The organism is Pantoea sp. S62 (genome assembly GCF_016658625.1).
GTDB classification, from domain to species: domain Bacteria; phylum Pseudomonadota; class Gammaproteobacteria; order Enterobacterales; family Enterobacteriaceae; genus Pantoea; species Pantoea vagans.
In genome coordinates this window covers 279542-292962 of the sequence record NZ_JACVVI010000003.1, presented here as the reverse complement: position 1 = coordinate 292962, position 13421 = coordinate 279542, and the positions used below count along the sequence as shown (strand labels likewise).

Sequence of the window (13421 nt, the reverse complement as noted above, 5' to 3'; positions counted from 1 at the left end):
GATTATCCTCTTGCTGCCAGTGCGACGACACGCTCATAAGCCTGTCCGCTGCGGATGGCGTTAAGCGCCTGCTGTGCGTTTTCACGCAGATCTTCCTGACCGAATACTTTAAGCAGCATCGCCACGTTGACGGCAACCGCCTCCTCATGGGCCTGCTGGCCATTACCCTGGAGTAAAGCCGTCAGAATGTCACGATTTTCTTCCGGTGTGCCGCCCGCCAGCGCCTCTTTGGGATGGAAGCCAAAACCAAAGTCTTCCGGCGAAAGCTGATAGCGGGTAATTTCCCCTTCACGCAGCTCAGCCACATGGGTCACATCGTGCAGCGCCACTTCATCCATGCCGCCACCGTGAACGACCGCCGCACGCTGATAACCCAGCACTTTCAGGGTCTGCGCAATCGGCATCACCAGCTCCGGACTGTAGACGCCAATCACCGCCAGTGGCGGGCGCGCCGGATTGATTAATGGGCCTAACACGTTGAACAGCGTGCGGGTCTTCAGTTGCTGGCGCACTGGCATCGCGTGGCGAAAGCCGGTGTGATACTGCGGCGCAAACAGGAAGCAGACGTTAAGGTCGTCCAGCGCCTGACGCGCCCGATCAGCGGGCATATCGAGGTTGATACCAAAGGCGGCCAGTAGGTCAGACGAGCCCGATTTGCTGGAGACGCTGCGGTTGCCGTGCTTCGCCACTTTCAGACCGCAGGTGGCGGCAACAAATGCGCTGGCCGTCGAGATATTAATGCTGTTACTGCCATCGCCGCCGGTGCCGACGATGTCCGCGAAAGCGTAATCCGGGCGGGGAAAGGGTTTCGCATCTTCCAGCAGCGCGGTGGCGGCTCCGGCGATCTCTTCCGGCGTTTCACCACGTACTTTCATGGCGACCAGTGCAGCGGCGAGCTGCGTGGGTTCCAGCTGTCCGGTAATAATGGCGCTGAACAGCTGATGACTCTCAGCCTGATTCAGCGTCTGCGCCTGGTAAAGTTTTTCCAGTGTCTGTTGCATCGTTAATCTCCCTGTTACTTCGCCAGCGCCCAGGCCAGCGTCTGCTCAAGCAGGCGCGCGCCCTGAGAAGTCAAAATCGATTCAGGATGGAACTGAAACCCGCAGACGCGATCGGTTTCATGACGAACTGCCATCACCATCCCGTTAAAGCTGGCATTAACCGTCAGCTCATCCGGCGTGTTGCTGCCTACCAGCGAATGATAGCGCGCCACCGGCAGCGGATTGCTCAGGCCGGCAAACATCGCCTCGTCGTCATGAACGATAGACGAGGCTTTGCCGTGCAGGATTTCGCCCGCCTGGCCTACATGGCCGCCATAGGCTTCCACAATCGCCTGATGTCCCAGACAGATGCCGATGATCGGCAGGCGTCCGCGCAGCACCCGCAGCAGCTCCGGCATACACCCGGCATCTTTTGGCGCGCCGGGGCCGGGTGACAGCATCAGCACCGGATCTTCCATCCGCTCCAGCTGAGCAATTAACAGTTCAGCGGGCAGGTTGTTGCGGTAGATCACCACGTTGTGACCAAAGGTCCGAAGCTGATCAACCAGGTTATAGGTAAAAGAGTCGATGTTATCGAGCAGCAGAATATCGGCCATCAGAAGATCTCCTTGCAGTGATGGGCAGTCGCGATAGCGCGCAGAACGGCGCGGGCCTTATTGCGGCTTTCATCAGCTTCAGCCTGCGGATTAGAATCCAGCACCACACCGGCGCCCGCCTGAACGGTGGCAACGCCATCTTCGACATAGGCCGAACGAATAACGATGCAGGTGTCGAGATCGCCCTGCGCGGTGAAGTAGCCCACCGCGCCACCGTAGCTGCCGCGACGGGTGCGTTCAGCACCGGCAATCAGCTGCATAGCGCGAACTTTTGGTGCGCCGCTCAGTGTGCCCATGTTCATACAGGCGCGATAGGCGTGCAGCACGTCGAGGTCGGCGCGCAGCGTGCCGACGACGCGGGAAACCAGATGCATCACGAACGAGTAGCGATCAACTTTGGTCAGGTCAGCCACGTAACGGCTGCCGGGCACGCAGATGCGCGCCAGATCGTTACGCGCCAGATCGACCAGCATCAGATGTTCAGCCAGCTCTTTATGGTCGGTGCGCATCTCCAGCTCAATGCGGCTGTCGAGGTCGCGGTCCAGCGAGCCATCAGCATGGCGGCCGCGCGGGCGGGTACCGGCAATCGGGTAGATCTCAATCTGACGCGAGGTGGCGTCATACTTCAGTGAACTCTCTGGCGACGCGCCAAACAGGGAGAAATCCTGATCCTGCATAAAGAACATATACGGGCTGGGATTGCTGTTTTTCAGCGTGTCGTAGGCGGCCAGCGGTGACGGGCACGGCAGCGAGAAGCGGCGTGATGGCACGACCTGGAAAATTTCACCGATGCGAATCGCCTGCTGCATGGTGCGAACGACTTCACAATACTCTTCATCGCTCTGGCTGGTGGTCAGCATCATCTGTTCGACCTTTTGTACCGGCAGTGCAGGTGCTGGCTGCAGCATCTGGCCATGCAGCTGCTCGATACGGCGTTGCAGACGCTGGAACTCGCTGGTGGACGGGCAGAACAGGGTGGCCTGCAGACGCGCGCTGCGGGTCTGGTGATCGATCACCAGTAATGTCTCTGCCAGGTAAAAACAGTAGTCAGGGCAGCGCTGCTGATTATCCAGTTCCGGCAGGGTTTCAAAACCAGCCACCAGGTCATAGGCAAACAGACCACCCAGCAGCACGGCTTCGCGCTCGTCGGCAGGGGCGTTAACCAGCTGGGGAATCAGTCGCAGTGCATCAAACACCGAGAGTGCTTTGAGACGGGAATCTTCGTCCTGATGCGGATCGGTGCTCTGTGGAAAAGTCAGCTCTCGGCCATCGGGACGGACCTGATTGCTGACGGAAGCGGGCAGAGCCTCATCCAGCAGCGGCAGCACGGCACGGCCATTTTCTGACAGCGCCTGAACGGTCACCGTATTACCCATGGCGCTGATACGCAGCGCGCTGTCGACAATCAGCAGACTTTTTAAATTACGCTTGCTGTCGATATCCGCAGATTCAAGCAGCAGGGTTGCCGGACGTGCGCCGCACAGCTGGTGAAACACTGCGGCCGGATCTTCGCGGTAAGGCGCGGTGCCGGTAATCAACTTCACTGTAGGTTTCGCATTTGGCATGATGATTTCTCTGAATTTCGCTCAAAAAAAAGCCCGCTCGGTGGCGGGCTCAGGTATTAGCACAGCGGTTACGCAAAGTGTGCACGATCCTGTCGCCCGTTTTCGGGAACATCGCGCCAACCGTTTAAATGCGTGATTACAACAGCCATGATTGAATACCCGTTACGTGTGAACTTGTGTACTAGTTAACGGGTTCATGACGTAAATGTCAATACACTTTTTCACTGACCGTGAAAATCGTTATCATGCTGGCCGGTTTAGTTTTAGCAGGAGTTCTCTTGAGCGATATCGCCCGTTTTCCGGTTTATGATTTACACAGCCACACGCGCGCCTCCGATGGCTTACTGACGCCAGCAGACCTGGTGCAGCGAGCCGTTGAGATGCGCGTTGGCGTACTGGCGATCACCGATCACGACAGCGTTGCAGGGGTAGAGGAAGCGCAGCAGACGGCACGGGACCACGATTTACCGATAAAAGTGCTGGCCGGGGCAGAGATCTCTACGCTGTGGGAGAACCATGAGATTCACATCGTCGGCCTGAACATTGATATTCATCATCCGGCGATGATGACGTTTCTGGCCGGACAACATGACTGCCGCCGGACGCGGGCGGAAGAGATTGGTGAGCGACTCGCCAGGGCACGTATCCCGGATGCGCTGGCGGGTGCGATGCGTCTGGCTGATGGCGGCATCATTACCCGTGGTCACTTTGCCCGCTTCCTGATTGAACAGGGCAAAGCGGACAATATGGTACAGGTATTCAAAAATTATCTGGCGCGTGGCAAAACCGGCTACGTGCCGCCACAATGGTGTACAATTAAACAAGCTATTGATGCGATTCATCATTCTGGTGGGTGTGCCGTGCTGGCGCATCCTGGCCGATATGGCTTATCGGCGAAGTGGCTTAAACGGCTGGTCGCCCATTTCCGCGAGGCGGGCGGCGATGCGATGGAAGTCGCGCAGTGCCAGCAGCCACCCAATGAGCGTACAACACTGGCACAATACGCCAGAGATAATGAACTGGCCGCATCACAAGGTTCTGATTTTCATCAACCCTGCCCGTGGATTGAGCTGGGCCGTAAACTCTGGCTGCCTGCAGCGGTTGAGCCGGTCTGGGAACGCTTCCCGGATCTCGCGCCCGGCCTGACAATCACGGAAAGGTGACACGAGGTTTCTATGAGTCAATTGTTTCACATCCATCCGGACAATCCTCAGCCACGGCTGATTAACCAGGCGGTCGACTACCTGAACAAAGGCAGCGTCATTGTCTATCCTACCGACTCCGGCTATGCGCTGGGCTGTCGGCTGGAGGAGAAGGGCGCAATGGAGCGTATCTGCCGTATTCGTCAACTCGACGGGCACCACAACTTCACCCTGATGTGCCGGGATCTTTCGGAGCTGTCGGTTTATTCGCAGGTAGGCAACTCGGCTTTTCGCCTGCTGAAAAACAACACGCCAGGCAACTACACCTTTATTCTCAAGGCGACCAAAGAAGTGCCGCGTCGCCTGATGAATGAAAAGCGTAAGACCATTGGTCTGCGCGTGCCCTCCAATCCGGTGGCGCTGGCGCTGCTGGAAGCGCTGAATCAGCCGATGATGTCGACCTCATTGATTCTGCCGGGCAACGATTTTACCGAGTCAGACCCGGAAGAGATCCAGCACAGCATTGGTAAGCTGGTCGATCTGATCATTGACGGCGGTACGCTGGGTCAGCAGCCGACCACGGTGGTCGATCTGACCACCGATTCGCCAGAAATCGTGCGTGAAGGCGTGGGCGATACCCGCCCGTTCCTGTAATTACGTCGGGCTTCAGACACCGCGCGACGGTGTCTGAGCCAGATTCGACTCTAACCAGTTCTTAAACTGACCGTAAGGAATATAAAGTGATACATCTTTGAGGATCACTTTGTTATTACGCCCATTCTTAATCGAGTCAGAATAGCCAACAATAACGCCGCCCAGCGTATCATCCCGATTATAAACGCCACCGCCAGACATTCCCTGAACGACCCCCGCATTCGAGGCCATCGCTAAGCAGGGACTTTTATTCCATTTATTCCGAATAGCCGTGCGGGCTAAATTAACCCCGGACGACTCAACCGGCATCGCGGAAATAAAGCTGTAACCATACATTTTAACCGGATCGCCGATGTCGCTGCTGCGGAACTTAGTCAGCGTGCTGGCATCATTCTTGTGATAAATAATCGCAAGGTCGCAATAAGGGTGATAAGACTTCACACGCTGCACGGCAGTTTTAGCCACGTGCGCAGCCGTGAGGCTATATTCAGGCGTCAGAGGAATGCTGGTGCCCAGTGTACCCAGACCGAGGATCGTCGGAATGCCTGTCACGCTCATATCTACGTGCTGCATCGCCGTACGACTGTACTCGGTGTGGCCCACGGAACACCCGCTCAGCACCAGTGCAGCAAGCACCGGGCACAGAAACAGGTTTCTCATGATGTTTTTCTTTATTCAGGCATGTCGGGAAATCCCTGGTGAAGATTTTTGACATGCAAGCAGGGTTCATCACTGAACCGTATTAACGCAACAACTCCGGATGCGCCGGTTTATTGGATTAATGTAAAAACACTATTTTTATTAAAGAATGAATTAAGCAAGATTCAAATGTCGCAAGAACGCTTTGCCGCGTATTTTGCTTTTTTATTATGCTGCCGGGATAAAGTGTATCAGCTTAATAGTGTCGTACAATTTATTAAAGCTAATGACAATCAAATGTTATGAAAAATAAGGTTATAAACGAATTTCTATTAGGAATAATCTGACTTTTCTGTTTTTAGAGTGGGTGCATCATGATTAAATTCAACTAACCAGCATTTCATGCTGACTTTAATATTTTTTTAGATGATCTAAAGTACGGTAAGAATGATGGAAGTGTAAGATAGCGTTAAGATTTTACTCTCCGAATATCGCTTTGATGAAAAATGAGTGGTTAGAAAATTTAATTGTCATCAGCTATAAAGTTTTCGATCTAGGCGTTTTATTAAACATATTCTCTTATCATATGCCGGGTTTTATTAAATCAGCATCAGGGATTATCAGATCTCAAACTATCAGAGGTTAACCTTTCTTTATTTACTATGACACTATCCATAAAGGGCGTTACTTCAGCATTAAATGCCTGTATAATGGGGCAAACTTGCTAAGTTAACCTGTTGATTTAGAAAGGATTATCACCCAATCATGACGCCTGGGAAGGCGACAAAGAGGAAGCTCAATGAGCGAAAAGTTACAGAAAGTCTTAGCGCGTGCCGGTCATGGCTCGCGTCGTGAAATCGAATCAATGATTGCGGCCGGCCGTGTCAGCGTTGACGGCAAGATCGCCACCTTAGGCGACCGCGTCGAAAGCAGCAAATCCCTGAAAATCCGTATTGATGGCCATCTGGTTTCGATTGCTGAATCAGCAACCGAAGTCTGCCGCGTGCTGGCTTACTACAAACCGGAAGGCGAACTCTGTACCCGCAGCGATCCTGAAGGCCGCCCGACGGTGTTTGACCGTCTGCCGCGTCTGCGTGGCTCACGCTGGATTGCCGTTGGCCGTCTGGATGTGAACACCTGTGGTCTGATGCTTTTCACCACCGACGGTGAACTGGCGAACCGCCTGATGCATCCGAGCCGTGAAGTGGAACGTGAATATGCGGTGCGCGTGTTTGGTCAGGTCGACGATGATAAAATTCGTCAGCTGAGCAAGGGCGTTCAGCTGGAAGATGGTCCGGCTGCGTTTAAAACCCTGAAGTTTGGCGGTGGAGAAGGCATCAACCAGTGGTACAACGTCACCCTGACCGAAGGACGTAACCGTGAAGTGCGTCGTTTGTGGGAAGCGGTCGGGGTGCAGGTGAGTCGTCTGATGCGTGTCCGCTACGGCGATATCACGTTACCAAAAGGCCTGCCACGCGGTGGCTGGACCGAACTGGATCTGCCTGCGGTGAACTATCTGCGTAACCTGGTGGAGCTGGATGATGAAACGGTCACCAAGCTGGTGGTCGAAAAAGATCGTCGTCGTACCAAGGCGAACCAGATTCGTCGTGCGGTGAAACGCCACAGTAAAGTGAGCAGCACGCCACGTGCGCCACGCCGCAATCCGGGCAGCAAACGTAACTCCGGTTAATCGTGTTGCCCGATCGCTAAAAACGCAGCCCCAGGGCTGCGTTTTCTTTTTCTGTTACCAGTCAATGCCCTGCTGAGCCTGGATACCGGCATCAAAGGCGTGCTTCACCGGCCGCATTTCTGTCACCGTATCCGCCATTTCAGTCAGGCTGCGATGACAGCCACGTCCGGTAATGATTACGCTCTGATGCGCCGGACGCTGTTGCAGGGCGGTAATCAAATCGTCCAGCGGCAGATAATCCATGCTGACCATATAGGTGATTTCGTCGAGTACCACCAAATCAAGCTGCGTATCGGCCAGCATCCGTTTTGCATGCTGCCACACGGTCAGACAGGCGGCGGTATCCGTTTCGCGGTTCTGGGTGTCCCAGGTGAAACCGGTTGCCATCACCTGAAACTCTACACCATGCTGTTCCAGCAGGTTACGCTCACCATTCGGCCAGTCACCTTTAATAAACTGAATCGCCGCCGCACGCTTGCCATGTCCGGCAGCGCGCAGGGCGGTGCCAAAAGCCGCCGTCGTTTTGCCTTTGCCATTGCCGGTGAACACCATCAGGATGCCACGCACCTCGGTGGCTGCCGCAATCCGCGCATCGACCTGCTCCTTTAGCCGCTGCTGACGCTGTTGATGACGATCGTCAGCCATTACTCTGCAGCTCCGGGTTTTCTGCCCGGCTGCGCATCAAAGCTGATACCGGTTTTGCGCCGGCTATCATCACCCATCAGATAAAGGTAGAGCGGCATCAGATCGGCAGGCGTTTTCAGCTTGTTAGCATCTTCCTGCGGGAAGGCGCTGGCGCGCATTTTGGTCCGCGTTCCGCCCGGATTAATGCAGTTCACTCGCAATGCCTGCGTTTTATACTCATCCGCCAGCACCTGCATCATCCCTTCGGTGGCAAATTTAGAGACGGCATAAGCCCCCCAGCCTGCGCGACCGGTTCGGCCAACGCTGGAGGTGGTAAACACCAGTGAACCGGCATCTGACTTTAACAGCAGCGGCAACAGCGCCTGGGTCAGGAAGAAGGTAGCGTCCAGGTTGATGTTCATGACCTGCTGCCAGATCTGAGGGTCGAGTTCCGCCAGCGGCACGATTTCACCGAGGATACCGGCATTGTGCAGCACGCCATCAAGACGAGGAAACTGCTGTGACAGCTGTTCTGCTATCTGATGACAACGTTCCGGTGTTGCTTCAGCCAGATCAAACACGACGGTATGAGCAGCACATTTATTAAGTTGATCGATTGCTTCTTTGACCTGCTGAAGCTTCTCAGGGTTACGGCCCATCAGGATCACTTCAGCGCCATAACGGGCATACGTCAGCGCCGCTTCCCGGCCAATGCCATCAGAAGCGCCAGTGACCAAGATGATACGGTGATTGAGCAGGTCGCTTTTCGGTTGATAATGCACAGCGGGGTCCTCCAGCGAAAACAGCATGATTCCGCTTTATGCCTGAATTTACGAATGGGCGCAATCGCCAGACCACCCATTCTGTGCCGGCTGCTGGCATTTCAGGCGACGGAGCAGGGTAAAACGGCTAAACTGGCGAATTGTTTTTTATTCTTTGTGACTAAGGCGACCTGATGGATTTTATTTCAACGTATGGACTGTTTTTAGCAAAAGCGGTGACGCTGGTGGTTGCCGTCGCTGCGATTGTCATGATTATCATGAATGCCGCGTTACGCAAACGGGCACAAAGTGGTCAGCTTCGTCTGACCCATCTGGGTGATGATTATCAGCAGATGAAAGAGGATTTGCAGCTGGCAAAAATGAAGCCGCAGGCGCAGAAAGTCTGGCTGAAAAATCATAAAAAAAGTGAAAAGCTGAAAGCCAAAGCGGAAAAACAGGCGGCAAAGCAGGGACAGACAAAGAGCGTTAAGCCCACGCTTTACGTACTCGATTTTAAAGGCAGCATGGATGCCGGTGAGGTGAGCTCACTACGTGAAGAGATTTCAGCTGTGCTGGCGGTGAAGCAGCCTGGCGATGAAGTGCTGCTGCGGCTTGAAAGCCCTGGCGGCGTGGTGCATGGCTATGGGCTGGCAGCGTCGCAGCTTCAGCGTCTGCGTGATGCGGATCTGCGCATCACGGCGGCTGTAGATAAAGTGGCAGCCAGCGGGGGCTACATGATGGCCTGCGTGGCCGATCGCATTGTGGCGGCACCGTTCTCGATCATTGGTTCCATCGGCGTGGTTGCGCAAATCCCTAACTTCAACCGCCTGCTGAAGCGTAACGATATTGATGTTGAGCTGCATACTGCCGGACAGTACAAGCGCACGCTGACGCTGTTTGGTGAGAATACCGAAGAGGGACGTGAAAAATTCCAGGAAGATCTCGACGAAACGCACCTGCTGTTCAAGCAGTTTGTTCACCAGATGCGCCCGACACTCGATATCGACCGGGTGGCAACTGGTGAACACTGGTATGGTCGTCAGGCGCTGGATCTCGGCCTGATTGACGAAATCGGCACCAGCGATGACCTGATTATCCGTCAGATGGATCAATTCAGCGTGCTCGGTGTGCATTACGCCCGCCGTCGTAAAATGATGGACCGTTTTACCCAGAGCGCCGGCTCGGTGGCTGAGCGGTTGCTGCTGAAACTCTGGCACCGCGGCGAAAAGCCACTGCTCTGATGCGAAACCCGGCCTGTGCCGGGTTTTTATTCCAGGTGATAGCGCGGCGACAGCTCCACAGCAAGGTATTTGAAGACGTTAAAGACCGCCGTGGTTTTCGCGGTCGGCAGTCCATCCGCATCAAGAAAGAACGGTCCGCGAAAGACCAGCACATCCGCCTGCTGACTTACCTCATCCGCCTGCATGCCCGCTAAATAATCATCATGTTCTTTAATTAGCGCATTGGCCTTTTCCAGCAACGCCTGGCGGGAAATAGCCTGAGTTGATCTCTGCATTTATTCGCTCCTTTTTGACAGCATCCAAATCCTTTCTATATTACTGGCCTGTCACATGCTGTGACAAATCGGTCTGAACGATGAAAACCTGGCGTAAGTTCGGGCTGAGTGCTAATTAAGTTGCGTAACAGATTTTATCAGGTAGAGTGTGGGCGATTCCGATTTCAGGGATTTTGCACCGGGATGTGCGAAGAGTTCAGATGGAAAAAGCACGCTTTATCATGCAGTTGCAGTAGGCCACATCATCTGATCTGAGATTGACCCCTCCGCCTTGAAATGTTAAACAGGCGCAGCAATATTGAACCCACTGGGTTTTTGGGCATCCAATCCTCTCCCGTTAAGCAGGATGTTTTCATTAGGTAAAGGTAAATATGGGTAAAGCACTCGTTATTGTTGAGTCCCCGGCAAAGGCTAAAACAATCAATAAATACCTGGGTAGTGACTACGTGGTTAAATCCAGCGTGGGTCATATCCGGGATCTGCCGACCAGTGGTTCAACCGCGAAGAAGAGTGCTGACGCTTCGACAGATAAGAAAGTCAAAGACGCTTCAACTGACAAGAAAGTCAAAAAAGTTAAAAAAGATGAGAAAGCCGCACTCGTCAGCCGCATGGGTGTAGACCCTTATCACGGCTGGGAAGCGGATTATCAGATTCTGCCCGGCAAAGAGAAAGTCGTTGCTGAACTGAAGGCGTTAGCCGCCAATGCTGACCATATCTATCTCGCAACCGACCTTGACCGCGAAGGGGAAGCCATTGCCTGGCACCTGCGGGAAGTGATCGGTGGTGATGACTCGCGCTTCAGCCGCGTGGTCTTTAACGAAATCACCAAGAATGCGATTCGTCAGGCGTTTGAAAAGCCGGGCGAACTGAATATTGACCGGGTAAATGCTCAGCAGGCGCGTCGTTTCATGGACCGCGTGGTGGGCTACATGGTCTCGCCACTGCTGTGGAAAAAAATTGCCCGTGGCCTCTCGGCCGGACGTGTGCAATCTGTTGCGGTTCGCCTGGTGGTGGAACGTGAACGTGAGATCAAAGCCTTTGTTCCCGAAGAGTACTGGGAAGTTAATGCCGCACTGACCACGCCAAAAGGCGATGAGCTGTCCATGGACGTGACGCACAAAGGTGATAAAGCCTTCCGTCCGGTCAATCGCGACGAGACCTATGCCGCGGTGGGGCTGCTGGAAAAAGCGCGCTATGAGATCGTCGACCGTGAAGATAAGCCGACCAGCAGCAAGCCGGGCGCGCCTTATATCACCTCGACACTGCAGCAGGCTGCCAGCACCCGTCTGGGCTTTGGCGTGAAGAAAACGATGATGATGGCTCAGCGCCTGTACGAAGCCGGTCACATCACCTATATGCGTACCGACTCGACCAACCTGAGTCAGGATGCGGTCGCCATGGCGCGTGGCTATATCGAAAGCAATTTCGGTAAAAAGTATCTGCCTGAAACCGCCATTACTTACGCCAGTAAAGAGAATTCCCAGGAAGCGCACGAAGCGATTCGTCCTTCCGACGTGGAAGTGGTGGCGGAAAAGCTGAAGGATATGGAAGCGGATGCGCAGAAACTCTATCAGCTGATCTGGCGTCAGTTTGTTGCATGTCAGATGACACCAGCAAAATATGATTCCAGCACCATTACAGCGGCGGCGGGTGAATTTAAACTCAAAGCAAAAGGCCGTATTCTGCGTTTTGATGGCTGGACCAAAGTCATGCCAGCGCTGCGTAAGAATGATGAAGATCTTACATTGCCTGCCGTCAGCGTGGGTGATGTTCTGGATCTGCAACAGCTTCTTCCGGGCCAGCACTTCACCAAGCCACCGGCGCGCTTCAGCGAAGCATCACTGGTGCGTGAACTTGAGAAGCGCGGCATTGGTCGTCCATCCACGTACGCAGCCATTACCTCGACCATTCAGGATCGCGGCTACGTGCGGGTAGAAAACCGCCGCTTCTATGCGGAAAAAATGGGTGAAATCGTCACCGATCGTCTGGAAGAGAACTTCCGCGAACTGATGAACTACGATTTCACCGCCCGCATGGAGAGCAATCTCGATCAGGTGGCGAATAACGAGGCGCAATGGAAAGCGGTTCTCGATCACTTCTTCGCCGACTTTACTCAGCAGCTTGAGCTGGCTGAGAAAGATCCTGAAGAGGGAGGCATGCAGCCGAACCAGATGGTGCTGACCTCGATTGAGTGTCCGACCTGTAGCCGTCAGATGGGAATCCGTACCGCCAGTACCGGCGTTTTCCTGGGCTGTTCCGGCTATGCGCTGCCGCCTAAAGAGCGATGCAAACAGACCATCAACCTGATTCCGGAAAATGAAGTCCTCAATATTCTGGAAGGCGATGATGCTGAAACCAACGCCCTGCGTGCCCGTCGTCGCTGCCAGAAGTGTGGCACCGCGATGGACAGCTACCTGATCGACAACGAACGTAAACTGCACGTCTGTGGTAATAACCCGGAGTGTGACGGTTACGAAATCGAGAAGGGCGAGTTCCGCATTAAAGGCTATGACGGTCCGGTGGTGGAGTGCGAGAAGTGTGGTTCGGAGATGCATCTGAAGATGGGACGCTTTGGTAAATACATGGCGTGTACCAACGAAGAGTGCAAAAACACCCGCAAGATTCTGCGCAGTGGTGAAGTTGCACCGCCGAAAGAAGATCCGGTTCCGCTGCCAGAGCTGGCGTGTGAGAAGTCCGATGCTTACTTCGTGTTGCGTGACGGCGCAGCGGGCGTTTTCCTCGCGGCTAACACCTTCCCGAAATCACGCGAAACGCGTGCGCCGCTGGTGGAGGAGCTTCAGCGCTTCAAAGATCGCCTGCCTGAGAAGCTGAAGTATCTGGCCGACGCGCCAGCAGCCGATCCGGAAGGCAATAAAACGCTGGTGCGCTTCAGCCGCAAAACCAAACAGCAGTATGTCTCCTCTGAAAAAGAGGGTAAGGCAACCGGCTGGTCCGCCTTCTATATAGATGGCAAGTGGCAGGAAGCGAAAAAGTAAGTCTCAGGCCAGCATTTGCTGGCCTTTTTCTTACTCTGCTTATCCGATTTATCCACTGACACTGACAACGCACCACATTCAGGCCAGCGCTCGCTGGCCTTTTTCTGAGCCTTATATCAATCCGTTCTACTCTGTCACTTAAACTGATATAGTTGTTATAGCATTTCCGACCTTTCCTGATGCATAGCATTTCTTGACCCTTGCGACTATACGTCAAGCGGGGATGCGACTCTGTAA

The 13421-nt window shown here is 54.2% G+C and carries 10 protein-coding genes, 1 pseudogene and 1 other annotated feature; of the genes and pseudogenes, 5 read left to right on the top strand and 6 right to left on the bottom strand.

Annotation, left to right across the window (positions count from 1 at the left end; translation table 11 throughout):
• Positions 1-2 precede the first annotated feature (2 nt).
• A pseudogene (trpD, locus tag IBT54_RS25140) lies at positions 3-1597 on the bottom strand (bifunctional anthranilate synthase glutamate amidotransferase component TrpG/anthranilate phosphoribosyltransferase TrpD).
• Positions 1597-3162 (bottom strand): anthranilate synthase component 1, encoded by a 1566-nt coding sequence (locus IBT54_RS06440; RefSeq protein WP_201251844.1) that lies wholly within the window; start codon positions 3160-3162, stop codon positions 1597-1599. Before IBT54_RS06440 ends, trpD begins: the two are co-directional and overlap by 1 nt.
• 23 nt (positions 3163-3185) lie before the next feature.
• Positions 3186-3287 (bottom strand) — a sequence feature (Trp leader region).
• A 120-nt stretch (positions 3288-3407) separates the two neighbouring features.
• Between IBT54_RS06440 and IBT54_RS06435 the strand changes: the two genes are divergently transcribed.
• A complete protein-coding gene (locus IBT54_RS06435) occupies positions 3408-4325 on the top strand; it encodes a PHP domain-containing protein (RefSeq protein WP_013358021.1) in 918 nt (305 codons plus the stop codon).
• 12 nt (positions 4326-4337) lie between these two features.
• Positions 4338-4958 (top strand): L-threonylcarbamoyladenylate synthase, encoded by a 621-nt coding sequence (locus IBT54_RS06430; protein WP_013358020.1) that lies wholly within the window; start codon positions 4338-4340, stop codon positions 4956-4958.
• A 12-nt stretch (positions 4959-4970) separates the two neighbouring features.
• Here IBT54_RS06430 and IBT54_RS06425 read toward each other — a convergent pair whose 3' ends face one another.
• Entirely contained in the window at positions 4971-5618 is a 648-nt protein-coding gene (locus IBT54_RS06425; RefSeq protein ID WP_033783249.1) for a hypothetical protein, read from the bottom strand.
• Positions 5619-6396: 778 nt separating this feature from the next.
• Here IBT54_RS06425 and rluB point away from each other — a divergent pair.
• Positions 6397-7287: a 23S rRNA pseudouridine(2605) synthase RluB gene (rluB, locus tag IBT54_RS06420; RefSeq protein ID WP_013358018.1), complete on the top strand. Its 891-nt coding sequence runs from the start codon at positions 6397-6399 to the stop codon at positions 7285-7287.
• 54 nt (positions 7288-7341) lie between these two features.
• Here the strand turns inward: rluB and cobO are convergent, their stop codons facing one another.
• Positions 7342-7932: a cob(I)yrinic acid a,c-diamide adenosyltransferase gene (gene cobO / locus IBT54_RS06415; RefSeq protein ID WP_033783248.1), complete on the bottom strand. Its 591-nt coding sequence runs from the start codon at positions 7930-7932 to the stop codon at positions 7342-7344.
• A complete protein-coding gene (locus tag IBT54_RS06410; RefSeq protein WP_201251843.1) occupies positions 7932-8693 on the bottom strand; it encodes a YciK family oxidoreductase in 762 nt (253 codons plus the stop codon). The genes cobO and IBT54_RS06410 overlap by 1 nt, the downstream gene beginning before the upstream one ends.
• 173 nt (positions 8694-8866) lie before the next feature.
• Here IBT54_RS06410 and sohB point away from each other — a divergent pair, with 173 nt between their 5' ends.
• Complete coding sequence (gene sohB, locus IBT54_RS06405; protein ID WP_201251842.1) at positions 8867-9913, top strand: protease SohB; 1047 nt, start codon at positions 8867-8869, stop codon at positions 9911-9913.
• 26 nt (positions 9914-9939) lie between these two features.
• Here the strand turns inward: sohB and IBT54_RS06400 are convergent, their stop codons facing one another.
• The gene (locus IBT54_RS06400) at positions 9940-10188 is read right to left on the bottom strand and encodes a YciN family protein (RefSeq protein WP_013358014.1); all 249 of its coding nucleotides are present in this window, start codon (positions 10186-10188) and stop codon (positions 9940-9942) included.
• Between the two features lie 371 nt (positions 10189-10559).
• Between IBT54_RS06400 and topA the strand changes: the two genes are divergently transcribed.
• Complete coding sequence (gene topA / locus IBT54_RS06395) at positions 10560-13184, top strand: type I DNA topoisomerase (protein ID WP_201251841.1); 2625 nt, start codon at positions 10560-10562, stop codon at positions 13182-13184.
• Positions 13185-13421 lie beyond the last annotated feature (237 nt).